Raw genomic sequence first — 17985 nt, forward strand, 5'->3', positions numbered from 1 at the left:
AAAATGTTCAACAGACGACAGTTACTCGGCGCGAGCGCCGCACTGGTATCCACCGCCGCCTGGGCGAAAACGTCGAATATGGGCCTGCCCGAGGCGGCATTCAGGGAGACGGCGGATACGCAAGCCCCCGTCCGGCCTTCCTCCGGGCCCGACTACAACCCGGTGGTGACCATCAACGGCTGGACCGCACCCCACCGGATGAACAGCGGCGTCAAGGAGTTCCATCTCGTCGCCGAGCCGGTCGAGCGCGAGATGGCGGAGGGCATGACCGCCTATCTCTGGGGCTATAACGGCCAGTCGCCGGGCCCGACGATCGAGGCGGTCGAAGGCGATCGGGTCCGCATCTTCGTCACCAACAAGCTGCCGGAGCCGACGACGATCCACTGGCACGGCATGATCCTGCCATCCGGCATGGACGGCGTCGGCGGGCTATCGCAGCCGCACATCCCGCCCGGCAAGACTTTCGTCTACGAGTTCGATCTCGTGAAGTCGGGCACCTTCATGTACCACCCGCATTCCGACGAGATGGTGCAGATGGCGATGGGGATGATGGGCTTCTTCGTGATCCACCCCAAGAATCCGAAATTCATGCCGGTCGACCGGGATTTCGTGTTCCTGCTCAACGCCTACGACATCGAGCCGGGCTCCTACGTGCCGCGTGTCATGGAAATGACCGACTTCAATATGTGGTGCTGGAACAGCCGCATCTTCCCGGGCATCAGCCCGCTGGTCGTTTCCAGGAACGACCGCGTGCGCGTGCGGGTTGGCAATCTCACCATGACCAACCACCCGATCCACATGCACGGCTACGACTTCGAGGTCACATGTACCGACGGCGGCTGGGTCCGACCGGAGGCGCGCTGGCCGGAGGTCAGCATCGACATTCCGGTCGGCGCCATGCGCGCCTACGAATTCGACGCCAAATACGCGGGCGATTGGGCGATCCACTGCCACAAGTCGCACCACACGATGAACGCCATGGGACACGACATCCCGACCTTTATCGGCGTCGACAAAAAGGAGGTCGCGGAAAAGATCCGGAAGGCCCACCCGGAATACATGCCGATGGGTACGGCCGGCATGTCCGACATGGGCAAGATGGAGATGGAGCTTCCCGAAAACACCATACCCATGATGACCGGCTGGGGTCCGCACGGGCCGATCGAAATGGGCGGCATGTTCTCCGTCGTCAAGGTGCGCGAGGGCATCTCGGCGGACGATTACTCCGATCCCGGCTGGTACGAAAACCCGCCCGGAACGCAGGCCTGGGAGTGGACGGGCGAGCTTCCGGACTGGACCAGGGCCGATGACGCAAAGACCCGGATCACGCCGAAGCACTCCAAACACGGGTGATAGCGCATGACGATCTTCAACCAACCGATCCGTCTCGCCCCCGGAAGGTCGGGCGAGATCGTCTGGAAATTCACCAATGCCGGCGCTTTCAAGATCGCGTGCCTGGTGCCGGGTCACTACGACGCGGGCATGCACGGCGACGTGACTGCCGCACAGAAATAAATCCTCAGGAAAGGGTCTCACATGAAAACGACTGTCAAATTCACACTGGCCTTCGCCCTCGCTCTCGGCACTGCCTACGGCGCCATCGCCGGCGACTTCACCAAAGCCACCGTCAAGAAGGTCGATGCCAAAGCGAAGAAGGTCACGCTGAAGCATGAGGAGCTGAAGGCTCTCGAGATGCCTGCCATGACGATGGTCTTCAGGGTCAAGGACGAAGCCCTGCTGTCGAAGCTGAAGGAAGGCGACCAGATCGAATTCGTTGCCGAACGCCTCGACGGCAAGCTGACCGTCACCGAAGTGAAGTAGCTCCGATGGGGACGCGGCGGGATGCCGCCCGTCCCCATCCCGGCTTCGCCGGCAAGCTTAAAGCTCAAAAAAGAGTGTTTTCCGGGGGGGATGATGGTGCTGCTAGAGAGATTTGAACTCTCGGCCTCTCCCTTACCAAGGGAGTGCTCTACCCCTGAGCTATAGCAGCATCCGGCGGCGCTTCGTGACGAGCCGCATCAGGCGAGGGGCCTATTGCCATAGCTTGAGGGAGAGCGCAAGCCGCATTTCGAAGTTTTTGGGCGGGCCGCGCCGGGAAGGTGGCGGGCTCACATGGTCCGGGGCGCTCAAGCTCTTCCGTTGCGGCCTGTTGCGGCACGGACCGGCTCGGAAGCAGCTTCGCGGTTTTCCCCGATTTCGCTCTCACCCGGCCGGCTTGCCGCTTCCGAAGGTCCTGGTTTTGCGGTAATGGATGGCCATGCAGAGCGACGATAACAATAAGCATGCGCCGGGGCGGGCAAAGGGCGCAGGGCATTCGAGCGAGGCCGAGGCGAGGCGGCTGCGTCTGGCGAAGAACCTGCGCGACAATCTCCAGCGGCGCAAGCAGCAGATGCGTGCGCGCCGGGCTGGTGCTGCGGACGAGACATCCGGACTGCCTGCCGCAAAAACGGACCAATCGGAAGATTAGGTCCTGCAACCGGCGGCAGGCGGGGCCGTCCGGGTCCACGCTTTCCCTGCACCCCGCCTTTCAAGGCACTTCTAATTTCACCGCATCTCCACTAAAGAGACGCCCTTCAACAATGCCGGATCGGCATCGATTTTCCAGAAAGGCGGGCAGCGCCCGTTCGAGAGGTCTCATGGATCGCATCAGGATTGTAGGCGGAAACGAACTCCACGGGGTGATCCCCATCTCCGGCGCGAAGAACGCCGCCTTGCCGCTGATGATCGCGTCGCTCCTGACCGACGACACGCTGACGCTCGAAAACGTCCCGCATCTGGCCGATGTCGAGCAATTGATCCGCATCCTTGGCAATCATGGTGCCGACATTTCCGTCAATGGCCGGCGCGAACGCCAGGGCGAGAGCTATGCCCGCACGGTTCATTTCACCAGCCGCAACATCGTTTCGACGACGGCGCCTTATGAACTCGTCTCGAAGATGCGCGCGAGCTTCTGGGTCATCGGGCCGCTGCTCGCCCGCGAAGGCAAGGCGCGGGTGTCTCTGCCGGGCGGCTGCGCCATCGGAACGCGTCCGGTCGATCTCTTCATCGAGGGGCTGGCAGCACTTGGCGCCAATATCGAGATCGATGGCGGCTACGTCAACGCCACCGCACCGGCAGGCGGGCTCATCGGTGCGCGCTACGTGTTCCCGAAGGTTTCCGTCGGCGCGACGCATGTGCTGATGATGGCGGCAACGCTGGCCAACGGCACGACCGTGCTCGGCAATGCCGCACGCGAACCCGAAGTCGTCGACCTTGCCAAATGCCTGAACGCCATGGGCGCGAAGATCAGCGGGCAGGGGACGAGCACTGTCACCATCGAGGGTGTGCGCTCGCTCTCGGGCGCCCGTCACCGCGTGCTGCCCGATCGCATCGAGACGGGAACCTATGCCATGGCGGTCGCCATGGCAGGCGGCGACGTCATTCTCGAGGACACCGAGGCGAGCCTCCTGGACACGGCGCTCGAGGCGATCCGCCGCGCCGGCGCCGAGATCAGCGAGACGAACAACGGCATCCGCATCGTTCGCAACGGCGCCGGCATCAAGCCGGTCGACATCGTTACCGATCCGTTTCCCGGCTTCCCCACCGACCTCCAGGCGCAGTTCATGGGACTGATGACCCGGTCGAGCGGCATTTCCCACATTACCGAGACGATCTTCGAAAACCGTTTCATGCATGTGCAGGAGCTGGCGCGGCTCGGCGCCAAGATCTCGCTCTCCGGCCAGACGGCCAAGGTGGAGGGCGTGTCGCGGCTGAAGGGCGCACCGGTCATGGCGACGGATCTCAGGGCCTCCGTTTCGCTCGTCATCGCGGGCCTGGCGGCCGAGGGCGAGACCATGGTCTCGCGCGTTTACCATCTCGACCGCGGCTTCGAGCGCCTCGAAGAGAAGCTCACGCGCTGCGGCGCCCATGTCGAGCGCGTCAGCGACTGATCCGGCTCGGCGCGTCCGATCAGGTGCGCAAAGCCGCTGTGACGCTTTCGGTCACTTCCCGCGCTCGAGCCGTTGCGGTTTCGGGCGCAACGTCCTATGTCCTTGACGATCACCCGCTAAAATGCGGGGCATGAAAACGGACGGGATGAATCGCATGGATGCTTTGAAACTGCTGGCACTCGACGAGGAAGACCTTGGCGTCGTCTCCGCCCATGTGCAGGACGCAGTCTTCAAGGTAGCGGGCATCGCCTACGACGCCCGGCGCCGGCAGTTCACCCTGGTGGTCAACCGCTTCGCCTGGGAAAAGGCGGAGGGCAAGCGCCGCGGCTTCGAGCGGCGCCGCGCCGTCCTTCTGTTCAAATGCGTCAGTGCCGTGCGGTCGCTCGGCTTCGATCGCACCGACATGGAAGCGGTGCTCGACCTTCTCGCCCTGCGCTTCGACGTCAAGGGGCAGGGGCCGGAAGGCACGATCGAGCTCGTGCTCGCGGGCGAGGCATCGATCGCGCTCGATGTGGAGTGCATCGAGGTGCAGCTGGCCGATACCGGCGGCGCCTGGGAGACGGCGTTCAAGCCGCGCCACCCCGAGGGCGCCTGAGGACGCCGGTTTGAGAACTCCCGCTTGAGCGTCCCCGCCGGCAACCACCAAAAGGATCATCGCATTGGCAATCAGGCTGAACTATCTCGATACGAGCTTCGAGCGCGATTTCGCCGCGTTCCTGACGACGAAACGGGAAGTTTCCGAAGACGTCAACGCCGTCGTGCGCACCATCATCGACGATGTCCGCGCCCGCGGAGATGCGGCGCTCGCCGATTATTCCACGCGTTTTGACGGAATCGACCTCACGGTCACGGGCATGGCGGTGACGTCGGCGGAAATAGATGCGGCGATCCACGCGGTTGCTCCGGAAGTGCTCGGTGCTTTGAAAGTCGCGGCGACCCGCATCGAGGCGCATCACCGGCGGCAATTGCCGAAGGACGACATTTACGAAGACCAGATGGGCGTCGGCCTCGGCTCGCGCTGGACGCCGATCGACGCAGTCGGTCTCTATGTGCCCGGCGGCACGGCGAGCTATCCGAGCTCGGTTCTGATGAACGCTCTGCCGGCCAAGGTCGCAGGCGTGCCGCGCATCGTCATGGTCGTGCCGGCCAGCGGCGGGGCGATCAACCCGGCGGTGCTCGCAGCCGCCCGCCTTGCCGGTGTGGAGGAGATCTACCGCATTGGCGGCGCGCAGGCCGTGGCCGCGCTCGCCTACGGCACCGAGACGATCGAACCGGTTGCGAAGATCGTCGGCCCTGGGAATGCCTATGTTGCGGCCGCCAAGCGGCAGGTTTTCGGCACGGTCGGCATCGACATGATCGCCGGGCCGTCGGAAGTGCTGGTGATCGCGGACCGCGACAACGATCCGGATTGGATCGCCGCTGACCTGCTCGCCCAGGCCGAGCACGACGCCGGCGCGCAGGCGATCCTGATCACCGACGATGCGGCCTTCGGCGATGCGGTCGAAAAGGCGGTGGAGCGTCAGTTGAAGACGCTGCCGCGCGCCGACACGGCGGCAGCGAGCTGGCGCGATTTCGGCGCCGTGATCCTGGTTCCGGATTTCGACAAGGCCGTGCCGCTCGCCAACCGCATCGCCCCGGAACATCTCGAACTGGCGACGGCCGATCCGGACTCGATGGTTCCCGCGATCCGCAATGCCGGTGCGATCTTCATCGGCAGGCACACGCCCGAAGTCATCGGCGACTATGTGGGCGGTTCCAACCACGTACTGCCGACGGCGCGTTCGGCGCGGTTCTCCTCGGGCCTCGGCGTGCTCGACTATGTGAAGCGAACCTCGATCCTGCGGCTCGGCCCGGATCAGTTACGCATTCTCGGGCCCGCCGCGATCGCGCTGGCAAGATCGGAAGGCCTCGAGGCCCATGCCCGATCGGTTGCCATCCGCCTCAATCTCGGGGAAGAGGGATGAAGGCCGATCGCAACCTGCGGCTCTGCGATGTCGTGCTGGACGAGACGATCGGCCGCTCGACGCCGGATGTGGAGCATGAGCGCGCGGTTGCGATTTTCGACCTGCTCGAAGATAACCTGTTCGAACCCGTCGGGCATTCCGGCGGCCCCTATCGGCTCAATCTGTCGCTGGTCGACGCGAAGCTGGTCTTCCGGATTTCGACGGATGGCGGTACCGAGGTCGCCACCCACATCCTCTCGCTCACGCCCTTTCGCCGTATCGTGAAGGACTACTTCATGATCTGCGAAAGCTATTACCAGGCGATCCGGTCGGCGACGCCGAGCCAGATCGAGGCGATCGACATGGGGCGGCGCGGCATCCACAACGAGGGTTCTCAGACCCTGATGGACCGGCTCTCGGGCAAGATCAGACTGGATTTCGATACGGCGCGCCGGCTCTTCACGCTCGTCTGCGTGCTGTACTGGCGCGGCTGACGGGGAGGCGGAGATGATCGCGACCGCCACGCCGCAATCGAAAGCGCCCCGCTCGGTTCTTTTCATGTGCGGCATGAACGCCATCCGTTCGCCGATGGCCGAGGCGCTCGCCCGCGTGGCGCTCCCGAAGGGGACCTACGTCGCGTCCGCCGGCGTCCGGCAGGGCGAGCGGGATCCCTTCGTAGACGTGGTTCTCGAAGAGGTCGGGCTGACGATCGGCCGGCATCAGCCGCGCACGCTCGAAGAGCTCGAAGACGATTACTTCGACCTCATCGTGACGCTGGCGCCCGAAGCCCACCACATGGCCCTTGAATTGACCCGATCCATGGCGGTGGATGTGGTATACTGGCCGACACCCGACCCGACCGTTGCGACCGGCACAAGGGAGCAGATCGTGGCCGCCTACCGGGCGGTGCGCGATCATCTCGCGACGCTGATCGCAAGCCGTCTCGCCGTGGAAAGCCCCCAGAAAGGCAGTCCTCCGGCGGCATGATTCCGATCCTCGCGCCGCGATTCGATGCGCGAGGATCGGGTACCCGAAAAAGCCTGATCAAAGCGGTTCACAAAGCCGCGGCGATTGTGTAGTTTCCGGCAACTTTTCGAGGATGCCTGTTGCATCCGCTATTGAGCACGAGAAAGAACAGTCCTGCATGGCGAAAGAAGAAGTCCTAGAATTTCCGGGCGTGGTCACCGAATTGCTTCCCAACGCGACTTTTCGCGTGAAGCTTGAAAACGAGCACGAGATCATCGCCCACACGGCGGGCCGCATGCGCAAGAACCGTATCCGCGTTCTGGCCGGCGACAAGGTCCTCGTCGAGATGACGCCCTATGACCTGACGAAGGGTCGCATCACCTACCGCTTCAAGTAGGCCCCGGCCGAATGGACGTCGCCCAAAAGTGCTGAGCGATTTTGGGCAGCGATATGCACGAGCATGGCACAAACTCCGGGAATAACGGCTCGCATCGATGGCAGTGACCAAGAAACTGATACTGGCGTCCGGATCGCCGCGTCGTGTCGAGCTCCTGGCGCAGGCGGGAATCGAGCCCGCGCGCCTCATGCCTATGGACCTGGACGAAACGCCGAAGCGTTCGGAACACCCCCGCTCGCTTGCGCGGCGGCTCTCGGCTGAAAAGGCGAAGGCGGCGCTTTCTGCGATTACCGGCGACCCGGCCTGGGACGGCAGCTACATTCTCGCAGCCGACACCGTCGTTTGCGTCGGCCGCCGTATCCTGCCGAAGCCGGAACTGGTGAGCGAGGCGTCGAGCGCATTGCATCTTCTGTCGGGCCGCAGCCACCGCGTCTATACGGGCATCTGCCTCGTCACGCCCGACCGCACGCTTCGTCAGAAGGTGATCGACACCAAGGTGCGCTTCAAACGCCTTTCCATGCTCGACATCGAGAGCTATCTCGCTTCCGGCCAGTGGCGCGGCAAGGCCGGCGGATATGGTATCCAGGGAATTGCCGGAGGTTTCGTCGTGAAGCTGGTCGGCTCCTACACCAATGTGGTAGGCTTGCCGCTCTATGAGACCGTCAATCTCCTGTTCGGCGAAGGGTACGACGTGCACGATCGTTGGCTGGAAGGCTGAGAAGATGCGCGGCGAAGGCAAGAAAAACGGGTCGAACGTAGAACCCCTGCGCGCAACGCGTCCCTGCGCGGAGTGTGGACGTCCGTCCGTGCGCGAGCATTATCCCTTCTGCTCCGAGCGGTGCCGTAACGTCGATCTCAATCGCTGGCTGTCCGGTTCCTATGCGATCCCGGTCGCTGACGACGAGTCGAAGGCCGACGACGGCGACGAACGGTAATTCTTCGCTCCACCCGAACATCGGTTATTTCGGAGCGGGCCCCGGGGAATTCGCGGACGCCGGCGATCTCTCTGAATTCCTTCGACTTTCTCCATCTTTCCGCAGCCAGCTAAATTCCTTCGAAAAAGAGTCATTTGGTGCTGGACACGGCCGAACAAGATGTTATAACCCCGCTCGCTTCCGGGGCGAACGACACGCCCCAGCGGTTTCCCGAAGGAGACTGCCGCCGTCAAGGCAGGATGCCCGGATAGCTCAGTTGGTAGAGCAGCGGATTGAAAATCCGCGTGTCGGTGGTTCAAATCCGCCTCCGGGCACCATTTTACTTTCAAATCATTGAGTTTTTTAAGAAGCTCCTTGAGCCTTCCGATGCGCGCGGACAGCCCGAGGCCACGGCACTCCATCCGCGGCCTTAACTCGAGCTGCTTATTTTCGCTGCCGAACGATGTATCTTTAGCAGTATCCCATTGAATCCTCTGCCGTGGACGCCGTGTCGGGGCTGGCGGGATCGCGAATTTTCGACCACAAATACGAAAACATGCCGAGGCACGCGGCAGCGCGAGGGGGTTGGAATGAAATTCCGCGTCTCCGACGGGGCACGATTTTTTCTGCTCGGACAGCGCAAGACGATTTTCGTCGAAGCGTCGCAGCAGATTTTTGAGGTTGACGACCTTACCGCGTATCTCACCTGCCTTCTCGGCGAACCCATGTCGCAGCGCCGGCTAGAGGCCGATCTCGTGGCACGCGGCGCCGGCCGGGCCGAAGCGCGAAAATCGGTGCGGGATTATCTCCTTTATATGTCCCGCGAGGGTCTGCTGGAGATTGCCTTCGACGCCGAGGACGGGGAGCCGATACACACGCATGTGCTGGACATGCATGGAGCCGCCGTCTCGATAGCATATCACGATAGAGGCCTCCTCGATCTCATCCTGCCCGTATTCGATCATCAGGCGTCAGAGGGCCTGAAGCCTTCGGTCTCCTATGCGGTGGCGAAGTTCGGCAACCGCGTGTGCGTCAGCCGCAACCGTTCCCCCGGCATGATCGTCGCGGCCAACGAAGCGGTGCCGGCGCTGAAAGCGTTGCTGACGGAGGATGTGCTTGCAAGCCTCGGCACGACGGTCGCGCTTCATGCCGCGCTCCTGGTGAAGAGCGGGAAGGGGCTTCTGATTTGCGGCGCGCCGGGCGCGGGCAAGTCGACGCTCGCGCTCGCGCTCCTCGAAGCAGGCTTTGCCTGCGGCGGCGACGATATCGCGCTGATGAGGCCGGACGGCCTGCTGCGGGGCGTTCCCTTCGCCCCTGCTCTGAAGCGCGGCTCATGGGGTCTCCTCGAAGGCCTGCGCGGCACGATCGAAGCGGCGCCGGTTCATCGCCGCCTCGACAATCGATATGTCCGCTACCTCGCGTCGATCCCCTTTGCGTCTGACGATGCAGTACCGCTTGGCACCATCGTGCTGCTGCGCCGGCGCAAAGGCCGGACGGAGCTTGCCGCGGTCGAACCGGCGCGGGTTCTGTCGGAACTCTTTCTCGGCGCCTTTACGCCGACACGGCGCCTCGATCTGTCGCAGTTCGACGCCCTGCTGAACGCCATTCGCGGCGCCAGTGCCGTAGAGCTTTCCTATATGCGGCTGGACGAGGCCGTAGAAATACTGAGCAGGCACCATGACGGGACGTAGCTATCGAAACCTTCTTGCGCTCACATCCTGCCTCAACGGCAAGCCTCCGGCTGACGTGGACTGGGAGCACGTCATCGCGCTTGCGAATGATAGCCTGACGATATCCTCGCTCGCTCTCGCGGCGAGGAAATATGCGGTGGACCTGCCCGAGGATGTCCGCCGCTACCTCTCTCTGATTTACGACAGGAACGCGGAGCGCAACAGGAGACTGTTGGCGCAACTGACCGAGGCGGTCCAATGCCTCGACCGCATCGGCGTTGAGCCGGTTCTCATGAAGGGTGCGGCAATCCTGGTTGCACAGAAGCCGGACGAGATCGGCGCGCGGATGCTGACCGACCTCGATATTCTCGTCCGCCCCGCCGACATGGCTTCATCGATTGGAGCACTGCAGGACATCGGTTACGAGATCCGCCTTGCCGCCGGCAGCGGCTCATGGCCGGGAAACCCCAAATTCCATCTGCCCGCAGTCCTGGAGCGGCCGACGGATGCAGGGAGCATCGATCTTCAATGCCGGCCTAAAGGGCCGGCCTCCTTCAGCGATATCGAATGGCTGTATGGGCACAGCCGGAGGATCGCCCTCGATGGGGGAGACGTTCGCGTTCCGTCGCCCTTTGCCCAGATCGTCTTCCTGATCTTGCATGATCAGTTCCAGGATGGCGACTACTGGCGCGGCCTGATCGATCTACGGCACCTTCTCGATCTGTCGAAGCTCGCAGCTTCGGACAGCGTCGACTGGGAACATCTGATGTCGCTTTTCGCCAGAGGGTACGAAAGACATGCGGTTGAGACGCAAATTCTGACAGCCGACATGCTGTTCGGGATAGGTGGGGCGTCCGCTTTGTCCGCCGGGAAGCTGCCGCGGCTTCAATTGCAACGCAGACGCGTCCAGCTTGGAAGGGATTATCTCTTCGTCCCCTTCACCGTTTTCACGCTCCTGACCGAGATCGCCCACTACCCGTCCTGGGACCGGTACGGCGGTGAGTCATACCCGTCGCGGCGCCAGGAGGCTAAGCGGAAACTCCGCGAGCTCCGACGCATCTTTCGGTCGAGACCGTCCGGAAAGATCTAGAGTGGACATTGATGACTGAAGGGTGCCGATTTCCTGTAACGTTCTTGATTGTACACCAGAATAAATCTTTGTAGCTATATATGACTAATTATAATTGATTATATAGTATTCTATATTGCGGGAAGCACCCAAATGTAACACTATTGTCCAGAAAAACTTTACTGTAAATTCGGCGAAATAGTCAACGCACAGGGGGAGGCGTCCATGAGTTCCGAAATGCCAAACGGACTGCCGTCGCGCAGCGACGAAGACCGGCGTGAATTTCTGAAGAATTGTGGGCGCTTCGCGGTGGTGACGCCCCCCGCAGTCACCATGCTGCTTTCGACCAGCCTTACATCGAATGCAATTGCCAAGTCGGGTGGTGGCGGCGGCGGTGGCGGCCCGAAGGGCAACAATGGCTACGGCAACGGACCGGACGGAACAAATCCCGGTAGCTCGCATGGCGGCGGCGTGTCGCAGGGCGGCCCGGGAGCCGGGCAGTCGCAGGGCGGTTCGAAGTCAGGCGGGGTCTTGCGTTAATCGCTCGCCAATGCGGGTCGTGGGCCGGAGCAAGCCGGATCACGCCAATGAAGGTGATTTGTTAACCAATTTCTTACAAAATTCTTGACGCCGATGATCACGGGCCGGCTGGCCCGTCGATCCGGCGCAGGTGCGGCATTCGTCTTCCTGAGGAGCTGGGTAGGATGTACGAAATGACGGAACACATGATGAAGGTGCTGATGAGCATCATCGCCGCACTGTCGCTCGGGTCCCTGGTGTTCCTGATGGCGATCGTCTAGATCGCGATGACTGTGCGGCTCCCTTAGGGATAAAGATAGAGCTGGTCCCAGTTCTCCCGCGGCACACGTTCTCCGATCTTGTATTCGAAGGACAGCACCTCAAGGTGCTCGGAATCCGTCTTGCACCTGAATGCCAGTTTGTACCAGTCGCCCTTGCTTCGGAATACCGCGCCCGTCGCCTTCATCCTGTCGCCTTTCATGACGGGATCGGCGAAGGTATAGGCGATGACCTTGTCCGGTTTGAACCGGCTCTTGTCGGCGCCGATCCGCTCCATCGCTTCCGTATCGCAACGCTGCTCCAGCCGCGTCTGGGGATCGAGCTTCTCGAATTGCCGGACGAGGGACCGGTCCATCGCTTGCGTTGGGCATGCCGCCAATGTGGCGAGGGCGAGGGCGCATGCGCGTGATTTCATTCTCCGTACCGCTCCAGATCTACAGCGCGGTGCATTCCGACTCATCGGCCTGCTTCGCGGGGTGGGGGAGTTGTCAGCATTCAGTTAAACTATGTGGCCATTCCAAGGCCGCTGCCCAAGACCACTGCCCAAGACCACTGCGTGCCGCGGCATGTAGACGCTACACCGCCGAGACGTCGATCCATTTTGCACCGGTCAGCTCGGCCATCCGCTTCGGGCTGATATGGACGGCGGCGTTGGTCGCACCAGCTGCGGGCACGACCACGTCGAAAGCCTTGAGAGACTCGTCACAATAGATGCTGTGAGGCTTGGCGAGCCCGAAGGGGCAGACCCCGCCGACCGGATGGCCCGTTTCCGCCTCGACCTCGTCGAAGCCGAGCATGCGCGCCTTGGTTCCAAACCGCGCCTTGTATTTCTTGTTGTCGAGGCGCGCATCGCCGCGCGTGACGATCAGGATGATTTCGTCGCCCACCCGGAGCGCGAGCGTCTTGGCTATCTGCGCCGGTTCGACGCCATGGCCTTCTGCCGCGAGCGCCACGGTGGCGGTGCTCTGCTCCAGCTCGATGACGTCGATGTCCGGTGCGTGCCGGGAAAAGAACTGTTTGACGGAAGCGAGGCTCATTTCGGCAATCTGTAATTTGGATCAAATTTGCGTCGGCGCGGCACAGGGCTAAAAACCGCCGTTCAGGCGCGGCACATTTCAGTCGTCGTTCGAAGCATCGAGATCTTCGGGACGCATCCCTTCCTGCTGCGACGGCAGGTAGCCGTTGCTTGCGAACCAGGTTTCGAGGATGGTGGAGATCGCCTGTTCGCGCGTCAGGGTGCCGGGGTGGTCCGCGATGTAGGACTTGAGCGCGTCCTCGATCTTTTCCGCGTAGAGTTCGGTCATTTTCGCCTCCGCTCGTTGGCTTGCGATGGCCGGTCCGCGTTTGGCGCGGACCGTATGGGGGTAACGCGGATCAGGCCTGTTTGACGACGCGAATCAGCACCAAAAGGATCACGGCTCCGATCGTCGAGTGAATAATGGCAGAAAAGATGCCGGTGCCGATGCTGATCCCGATGGCCGGGAAGAGAAGGCCGGCGATGAAGGCGCCGACGATGCCGATCACGATATTCCCGAGCAGACCGAAGCCGCCTCCGCTGACGATCAAACCGGCAAGCCAGCCTGCAACCGCGCCGACGATCAGGAATACCAGAATGCTTTCAATGCCCATGAATCACCCTCTCGTTGTATCTGAGGAGAGGATAAACCATCTTTTCGAATGCGATAGAAGTCGCGCATCGTATTTTTGACGGCGGGGAATGCCTTCTTCGCCGCCGCCCGCGACTTTCTCCCCTTCTGGCAGGGAGTCGCTGCCGGCGCGGTTCAGACGATGCCGCCGCCGCCGCCGGCGACTGCAGGACGCTCGGCTGCCACCCTGGCGCGGTAGCCGCTTGCCCGGTAGGCGGAAACCGGCGCAATGGCGCCGCCATTTTCCAGACGGGCCATGGCGAGGATGGGCTCGACGTCGGTCCGGAAGGCAGTCTTCAGTGTTTCTGATGCCATCAGCGCATCGTTCTCCTCCTGATAGCCTGCAAGTGCGTTACGGTCGACGATCAGCGCCTGAGCATAGGCACGGCCGACCTCCATGGCGCTCGTCATCAGGCTTTCGATCGGATCCGTCACGTTATGGCTCTGGTCGAGCATATGGGCCGGATCGAAACCGTCCGCGGCGCGTGTCTCCGCATCGACGAGCTCGTTGAAAACGAGGAACAGGCGGTAGGGGTCGATCGATCCGGTGTCGAGATCGTCGTCCCCGTATTTCGAATCGTTGAAATGGAAGCCCCCGAGCTTCTTGAACTGGATCAGCCGGGCGACGATCATCTCGATGTTGACGTTCGGTGCGTGGTGCCCGAGGTCGACGAGGCAGAGGGCCTTGGGCCCGAGTTCCTGTGCGATCAGGTAGTTCGTGCCCCAATCCTGCACGACCGTCGAATAGAAGGCCGGCTCGAACATCTTGTGCTCGGTGAAGATGCGCCAATCATCCGGAAGCGCCGCGTAAACCGCCTTCATCGAGTCGAGATAGCGTTCGAACGCCCGGGTGAAATTGCTCTGGCCGGGGAAGTTGGAGCCGTCGCCGATCCAGACGGTCAGTGCCTTGGAGCCGAGCGCTTTGCCGATCTCGACGCATTCGAGATTATGCTCGATCGCCTGGCGTCGGGTCGCGGGATCGGTGTGGGAGAGGGAGCCGAACTTGTAGGAATGCGCCTGGCCGGGCGCATCCGAGAAGGTGTTCGAGTTCATCGCGTCGAAGCTCAAGCCGAGCGCCGTGCCCTTCTCCTTCAGGGCCCCAAGATCGGAGACCTTGTCCCAAGGGATATGGAGCGACACGGCCGGCGTCGCCCGCGTCAATTGCTGGATGACGGCGCAGTCTTCAAGTTTGTCGAAGATATTGCGCGGCTCGCCGGGGCCGGGGAAGCGGGCAAAGCGCGTGCCGCCGGTGCCGACGCCCCAGGAGGGGACGGCAACGCCGTAGGCCGCGACCTTGGCCTTCACCGCATCGATATCGATGCCGCGGCGGGCGAGCCGCTCGCCCAGGCTTTCGTAGTCGCGTGTGAGCCCGTCCCGGCGGCTTGCATTCTCTAAATCGAGGAGGGATGTGCTGATCATCAGGGTCATCGGAGCCTCCCGGTCAGCGGGTGAAGGACTGGGCATTGCCCGCGTCGACATTGACGATATTGCCGGTGGATTTCGCCGACATGTCGGAAGCCAGGAAGTAGATCGCCTCGGCGATATCTTCCGGGAAGACGCTGAGCTTCAGCATCGAGCGTTCGCGGTAATGCGCCTCCAGCTCGTCGACGTCCATCTTGTAGGCAGCTGCGCGCTGCTCCTTCCATTCGCCGGTCCAGATCTTGGAGCCGCGCAGAACCGCGTCGGGATTGACCACGTTCACGCGGATCTGCGCCGACGCCCCCTCGAGCGCCAGGCAGCGGGCGAGATGGATCTCGGCCGCCTTGGCCGTGCAATAGGCCGACGCGCCGGGCGAGGCCGCAAGCCCGTTCTTGGAGGCGACGAAAACGACATTGCCGCCGGCCTTCTGGTTGCGGAAGATGCGGAAAGCCTCGCGCGAGACCAGGAAGTAGCCGGTCGCGAGAATGTCCATGTTCTTGTTCCAGAGCGCCAGCGTCGTGTCCTCCACCGCCGCCGACGTGGCGAGGCCGGCATTGGAAACGAGAATATCGAGGCCGCCGAAGGCGAGGATCGCGTCCCCGAAGCCCGATTCGACGGCCGCCTCGCTCGTGACGTTCATGTTGACGGAGCGGACGAAGTCCTTGCCGTAGCGGGTGGAAAGCTCGGTCTGAGCCGCTTCGAGCGCCGTCTCGTCGATATCGGCAAGCACCACGCAGGCGCCCTCCTGCATCAGCCGGTTGGCCGTCGCCTTGCCGATCCCGCCGGCGCCTCCGGTGACGAGCGCGATGCGCCCGGCCAGGCTCTTCGGCTTCGGCATGCGCTGCAGCTTGGCTTCTTCGAGCAGCCAGTATTCGATATCGAATGCTTCCTGCTCCGGCAGCCCGACATAGGTCGACACGCCGGACGCGCCGCGCATCACATTGATCGCATTGACGTAAAACTCGGCCGAGATGCGCGCCGTCGCCTTGTCCTTGGCGAAGGTGATCATGCCGACGCCGGGCACCAGATAGACGACCGCGTTCGGATCGCGCATGGCCGGGCTGTCGGCGCGCTTGCAGCGCTCGTAATAGGCTGCGTAGTCGGCGCGATAGGTGGCGATCGCCTCGGGCAGGCCCGCAAGGGTTTTTCCGACATCCGGCTGCGTCGGGTCGAAATCGACGACCAGCGGTCGGATCTTGGTGCGAAGAAAGTGGTCGGGGCAGCTTGTGCCGAGCGCCGCCAGCGGCTCGAGGCTGGTCGAGGTCACGAAATCGAGCACCGCCTGACTGTCGTCGAAATGACCGACCTTGCTTTCCCCCGCGCTGATGAGACCGCGGATCACCGGCATCAGCTTCTTGGCGATCGCGGCGCGATCGGCGGCGGCGAGCACCGGTTTGGACCGACCGCCGAAGGCGGGACCCGTGTTCTCGGTCTCGAACCAGGCGATGGCGCGGTTGATGATCTCGATCGTGGTCTCGTAGGCTTCCTTCGCCGTGTCGCCCCAGGTGAAGAGGCCGTGGCTTTCGAGCACGACGCCGCGCGCATCCGGGTTTTCCTTGCAGAACTTTTCAAGCCAGAGGCCGAGCTCGTAGCCGGGCCGTTTCCACGGCAGCCAGCCGATCTCGTCGCCGAAGATCCTGCTCGTCAGTTCCCTGCTGTTCTTCGAGGCGGCGATGGCGATGATCGCATCGGGATGCATGTGATCGACATGGGGCTTCGGAACATAGGCGTGCAGCGGCGTGTCGATCGAGGCGGCGCGGGGGTTGAGGTTGAAAGTGCAGTGCGGCAGGTAGCCGACCATCTCGTCTTCGAATTCGACGCCGCGATAAATGCCCTTCAGCGCGCGGAGCTTGTCCATATAGAGGGTGGAGAAGCCGTCCATCTTGATCGTGCCGACGTCGCCGCCGGAGCCCTTGACCCAGAGGACCTCGACCATTTCGCCGGCCAGCGGATCTTTTTCCATGACCTTGGCGGAGGTATTGCCGCCGCCGTAATTGGTGATCCGCTTGTCCGATCCGAGGAGGTTCGAGCGGTAGAGGAGCTTTTCCGGCTCGGTCATTCCTGCCGCCTTACCCTCATCCCAAAGATTGGCAAGGCGCGCGCCCTGGTGCTTGTCGAGCATGTCGAACTCCTCCCGCTGATCTGGCTGCCGCAACTTGGAACCGCGGCCCTATGATTGGCACCAGATCACACGGTGATTACCCCGGTGTCAATCAAAAACGATCAAAAACTTTCATGATGCGCCGCACAATGAAAAAACATGATTGGTTGTGATTGACAATGCTCGGAAGGGATGGAAGCATGCAGAGCATCGGAGGAGCGCATGCACGAGAAAGAGAGACACAGGATCATCCTGTCGGCGGTGCAGGAAAAGCCGGTCGCAACCGTGCCTGAACTGGTCGATCTCACCGGCAGTTCGGAGGCGACGATCCGCCGCGACATCGCGGCACTGCATGTGCAAAAGCGGCTGCGCCGTGTCAGGGGCGGTGCCGAAGCGATCAACCCTCCGCAGTTCGTAGGCCTTGCCGGCCGCCCCTTCCGGGTGAACGAAGGCCTGCATGCGCGGGAGAAGCAGGCGATCGCCCGGGAAGCGGTGGCGCTTTGTCAGGACGGCGAACCGATCATCATCAACGGCGGCACCACGACCTTTCAGATGGTGCATTTCCTCGCCAATCGCCGGATGCAGGTCTTCACCAATTCCTTCCCGATCGCCGAGCACCTGCTCAAGCATTCCAAGAACACCGTCATGCTGTCGGGCGGGACGATCTATCGCGAGCAGAACATCATATTGAGCCCCTTCGAGAACGACGTGACGCGCAACTTCTATGCGCGGCGCATGTTCATGGGGGCGCAGGGGCTGGGGCCTCTCGGGCTGATGGAGGCCGATCCGCTGCTGATCCAGGCTGAGCAGAAGCTGATCGACCAGGCCGACGACCTCGTCGTGCTCGTCGATTCCTCGAAATTTCACAGGCGCTCGAGTCTCATTCTGTGCGGTCTCAAGCGCATCGCCACCGTCATTACCGATTCGGGTATCGAGGACAGACATGCCTCGATGCTTGAAAATGCCGGCGTCAGCCTGATCGTCGCCGCTCAGAGCGCCAAGGCCGACGCCGAAAAGGCTTCGACACCCGCATGAAGCATGGGGAGAGGAGCTGATGTCCCGAGCTTCCAGGTGAAGATCGGGAAATGATTGTTCGGGCAGGAAGACGCAGCCACTCCGGATGCGGGCCCATG

Annotated in this window: 21 protein-coding genes, 2 tRNA genes and 1 pseudogene; 17 read left to right on the top strand and 7 right to left on the bottom strand. The window is 62.5% G+C overall.

Annotation, left to right across the window (positions count from 1 at the left end):
- Positions 1–3 precede the first annotated feature (3 nt).
- The 3 genes and pseudogenes from AC5J09_RS15040 (at position 4) to AC5J09_RS15050 (ending at position 1821) form a co-directional block, all read left to right on the top strand.
- Positions 4–1353 (top strand): multicopper oxidase family protein, encoded by a 1350-nt coding sequence (locus AC5J09_RS15040; RefSeq protein WP_494297924.1) that lies wholly within the window; start codon positions 4–6, stop codon positions 1351–1353.
- A 27-nt stretch (positions 1354–1380) separates the two neighbouring features.
- A pseudogene (locus tag AC5J09_RS15045) lies at positions 1381–1515 on the top strand (cupredoxin domain-containing protein); the annotation flags it as partial.
- 21 nt (positions 1516–1536) lie between these two features.
- Positions 1537–1821, top strand: a complete 285-nt coding sequence (locus tag AC5J09_RS15050; protein ID WP_494297925.1) for a copper-binding protein — start codon at positions 1537–1539, stop codon at positions 1819–1821.
- Positions 1822–1915: 94 nt separating this feature from the next.
- Here the strand turns inward: AC5J09_RS15050 and AC5J09_RS15055 are convergent.
- Positions 1916–1990, bottom strand: a tRNA-Thr gene (locus AC5J09_RS15055).
- 261 nt (positions 1991–2251) lie between these two features.
- Here AC5J09_RS15055 and AC5J09_RS15060 point away from each other — a divergent pair.
- From AC5J09_RS15060 to AC5J09_RS15120, 13 genes are all read left to right on the top strand, one after another.
- Positions 2252–2467 carry a hypothetical protein gene (locus AC5J09_RS15060; protein ID WP_494297926.1) on the top strand — a complete coding sequence of 72 codons (216 nt, stop codon included), beginning with the start codon at positions 2252–2254 and terminating at the stop codon, positions 2465–2467.
- Positions 2468–2636: 169 nt separating this feature from the next.
- The gene (gene murA, locus AC5J09_RS15065) at positions 2637–3929 is read left to right on the top strand and encodes a UDP-N-acetylglucosamine 1-carboxyvinyltransferase (RefSeq protein WP_275596795.1); all 1293 of its coding nucleotides are present in this window, start codon (positions 2637–2639) and stop codon (positions 3927–3929) included.
- Between the two features lie 154 nt (positions 3930–4083).
- The gene (locus AC5J09_RS15070) at positions 4084–4524 is read left to right on the top strand and encodes a DUF2948 family protein (protein WP_494297927.1); all 441 of its coding nucleotides are present in this window, start codon (positions 4084–4086) and stop codon (positions 4522–4524) included.
- A gap of 64 nt (positions 4525–4588) precedes the next feature.
- Positions 4589–5893, top strand: coding sequence for a histidinol dehydrogenase (hisD, locus tag AC5J09_RS15075; protein ID WP_494297928.1), 1305 nt, complete (start codon positions 4589–4591; stop codon positions 5891–5893).
- A complete protein-coding gene (locus tag AC5J09_RS15080) occupies positions 5890–6366 on the top strand; it encodes a UPF0262 family protein (protein ID WP_018094178.1) in 477 nt (158 codons plus the stop codon). Before hisD ends, AC5J09_RS15080 begins: the two co-directional genes overlap by 4 nt.
- Positions 6367–6379: 13 nt before the next feature.
- Positions 6380–6859: an arsenate-mycothiol transferase ArsC gene (locus AC5J09_RS15085; RefSeq protein ID WP_100669629.1), complete on the top strand. Its 480-nt coding sequence runs from the start codon at positions 6380–6382 to the stop codon at positions 6857–6859.
- Between the two features lie 157 nt (positions 6860–7016).
- The gene (gene infA / locus AC5J09_RS15090; protein WP_004435948.1) at positions 7017–7235 is read left to right on the top strand and encodes a translation initiation factor IF-1; all 219 of its coding nucleotides are present in this window, start codon (positions 7017–7019) and stop codon (positions 7233–7235) included.
- 97 nt (positions 7236–7332) lie between these two features.
- On the top strand, positions 7333–7953 hold the full coding sequence (locus AC5J09_RS15095; protein ID WP_494297929.1) for a Maf-like protein: 621 nt from the start codon (positions 7333–7335) through the stop codon (positions 7951–7953).
- A 4-nt stretch (positions 7954–7957) separates the two neighbouring features.
- Complete coding sequence (yacG, locus tag AC5J09_RS15100) at positions 7958–8170, top strand: DNA gyrase inhibitor YacG (protein WP_018094182.1); 213 nt, start codon at positions 7958–7960, stop codon at positions 8168–8170.
- 241 nt (positions 8171–8411) lie between these two features.
- Positions 8412–8487 (top strand) — tRNA-Phe (locus AC5J09_RS15105).
- Between the two features lie 252 nt (positions 8488–8739).
- The gene (locus AC5J09_RS15110) at positions 8740–9840 is read left to right on the top strand and encodes a serine kinase (RefSeq protein WP_338278105.1); all 1101 of its coding nucleotides are present in this window, start codon (positions 8740–8742) and stop codon (positions 9838–9840) included.
- Entirely contained in the window at positions 9827–10909 is a 1083-nt protein-coding gene (locus AC5J09_RS15115) for a nucleotidyltransferase family protein (protein ID WP_494297930.1), read from the top strand. Before AC5J09_RS15110 ends, AC5J09_RS15115 begins: the two co-directional genes overlap by 14 nt.
- A 204-nt stretch (positions 10910–11113) precedes the next feature.
- Entirely contained in the window at positions 11114–11428 is a 315-nt protein-coding gene (locus AC5J09_RS15120) for a hypothetical protein (RefSeq protein ID WP_324762886.1), read from the top strand.
- A 283-nt stretch (positions 11429–11711) separates the two neighbouring features.
- On the opposite strand, the gene AC5J09_RS15125 is transcribed toward AC5J09_RS15120, so the two are convergent.
- The 6 genes from AC5J09_RS15125 to AC5J09_RS15150 all read right to left on the bottom strand — a co-directional run bounded on the left by AC5J09_RS15125 (position 11712) and on the right by AC5J09_RS15150 (position 16873).
- Positions 11712–12101, bottom strand: coding sequence for a DUF930 domain-containing protein (locus AC5J09_RS15125; protein ID WP_494297931.1), 390 nt, complete (start codon positions 12099–12101; stop codon positions 11712–11714).
- Between the two features lie 160 nt (positions 12102–12261).
- Positions 12262–12723: a YbaK/EbsC family protein gene (locus AC5J09_RS15130; protein ID WP_494297932.1), complete on the bottom strand. Its 462-nt coding sequence runs from the start codon at positions 12721–12723 to the stop codon at positions 12262–12264.
- Between the two features lie 78 nt (positions 12724–12801).
- A complete protein-coding gene (locus AC5J09_RS15135) occupies positions 12802–12990 on the bottom strand; it encodes a hypothetical protein (protein WP_018094191.1) in 189 nt (62 codons plus the stop codon).
- Positions 12991–13060: 70 nt separating this feature from the next.
- Positions 13061–13315: a GlsB/YeaQ/YmgE family stress response membrane protein gene (locus tag AC5J09_RS15140; RefSeq protein WP_004435988.1), complete on the bottom strand. Its 255-nt coding sequence runs from the start codon at positions 13313–13315 to the stop codon at positions 13061–13063.
- 152 nt (positions 13316–13467) lie between these two features.
- Positions 13468–14760: an L-rhamnose catabolism isomerase gene (gene rhaI / locus AC5J09_RS15145; protein ID WP_494297933.1), complete on the bottom strand. Its 1293-nt coding sequence runs from the start codon at positions 14758–14760 to the stop codon at positions 13468–13470.
- 13 nt (positions 14761–14773) lie between these two features.
- On the bottom strand, positions 14774–16873 hold the full coding sequence (locus tag AC5J09_RS15150) for a bifunctional rhamnulose-1-phosphate aldolase/short-chain dehydrogenase (protein ID WP_494297934.1): 2100 nt from the start codon (positions 16871–16873) through the stop codon (positions 14774–14776).
- A 201-nt stretch (positions 16874–17074) separates the two neighbouring features.
- On the opposite strand from AC5J09_RS15150, the gene AC5J09_RS15155 reads away from it, so the two are divergent.
- Positions 17075–17887: a DeoR/GlpR family DNA-binding transcription regulator gene (locus tag AC5J09_RS15155; RefSeq protein ID WP_018094194.1), complete on the top strand. Its 813-nt coding sequence runs from the start codon at positions 17075–17077 to the stop codon at positions 17885–17887.
- Positions 17888–17985: the final 98 nt, after the last annotated feature.

Source organism: Sinorhizobium sp. (genome assembly GCF_059070375.1).

Excerpts from the sequence above, each read along its gene's own strand:
- AC5J09_RS15040 (WP_494297924.1), top strand. The coding sequence starts at position 4 with ATGTTCAACAGACGACAGTTACTCGGCGCGAGCGCCGCACTGGTATCC.
- AC5J09_RS15050 (WP_494297925.1), top strand. The coding sequence starts at position 1,537 with ATGAAAACGACTGTCAAATTCACACTGGCCTTCGCCCTCGCTCTCGGC.
- AC5J09_RS15060 (WP_494297926.1), top strand. The coding sequence starts at position 2,252 with ATGGCCATGCAGAGCGACGATAACAATAAGCATGCGCCGGGGCGGGCA.
- murA (WP_275596795.1), top strand. The coding sequence starts at position 2,637 with ATGGATCGCATCAGGATTGTAGGCGGAAACGAACTCCACGGGGTGATC.
- AC5J09_RS15070 (WP_494297927.1), top strand. The coding sequence starts at position 4,084 with ATGGATGCTTTGAAACTGCTGGCACTCGACGAGGAAGACCTTGGCGTC.
- AC5J09_RS15080 (WP_018094178.1), top strand. The coding sequence starts at position 5,890 with ATGAAGGCCGATCGCAACCTGCGGCTCTGCGATGTCGTGCTGGACGAG.
- AC5J09_RS15085 (WP_100669629.1), top strand. The coding sequence starts at position 6,380 with ATGATCGCGACCGCCACGCCGCAATCGAAAGCGCCCCGCTCGGTTCTT.
- infA (WP_004435948.1), top strand. The coding sequence starts at position 7,017 with ATGGCGAAAGAAGAAGTCCTAGAATTTCCGGGCGTGGTCACCGAATTG.
- AC5J09_RS15095 (WP_494297929.1), top strand. The coding sequence starts at position 7,333 with ATGGCAGTGACCAAGAAACTGATACTGGCGTCCGGATCGCCGCGTCGT.
- yacG (WP_018094182.1), top strand. The coding sequence starts at position 7,958 with ATGCGCGGCGAAGGCAAGAAAAACGGGTCGAACGTAGAACCCCTGCGC.
- AC5J09_RS15110 (WP_338278105.1), top strand. The coding sequence starts at position 8,740 with ATGAAATTCCGCGTCTCCGACGGGGCACGATTTTTTCTGCTCGGACAG.
- AC5J09_RS15115 (WP_494297930.1), top strand. The coding sequence starts at position 9,827 with ATGACGGGACGTAGCTATCGAAACCTTCTTGCGCTCACATCCTGCCTC.
- AC5J09_RS15120 (WP_324762886.1), top strand. The coding sequence starts at position 11,114 with ATGAGTTCCGAAATGCCAAACGGACTGCCGTCGCGCAGCGACGAAGAC.
- AC5J09_RS15125 (WP_494297931.1), bottom strand. The coding sequence starts at position 12,101 with ATGAAATCACGCGCATGCGCCCTCGCCCTCGCCACATTGGCGGCATGC.
- AC5J09_RS15130 (WP_494297932.1), bottom strand. The coding sequence starts at position 12,723 with ATGAGCCTCGCTTCCGTCAAACAGTTCTTTTCCCGGCACGCACCGGAC.
- AC5J09_RS15135 (WP_018094191.1), bottom strand. The coding sequence starts at position 12,990 with ATGACCGAACTCTACGCGGAAAAGATCGAGGACGCGCTCAAGTCCTAC.
- AC5J09_RS15140 (WP_004435988.1), bottom strand. The coding sequence starts at position 13,315 with ATGGGCATTGAAAGCATTCTGGTATTCCTGATCGTCGGCGCGGTTGCA.
- rhaI (WP_494297933.1), bottom strand. The coding sequence starts at position 14,760 with ATGACCCTGATGATCAGCACATCCCTCCTCGATTTAGAGAATGCAAGC.
- AC5J09_RS15150 (WP_494297934.1), bottom strand. The coding sequence starts at position 16,873 with ATGCTCGACAAGCACCAGGGCGCGCGCCTTGCCAATCTTTGGGATGAG.
- AC5J09_RS15155 (WP_018094194.1), top strand. The coding sequence starts at position 17,075 with ATGCACGAGAAAGAGAGACACAGGATCATCCTGTCGGCGGTGCAGGAA.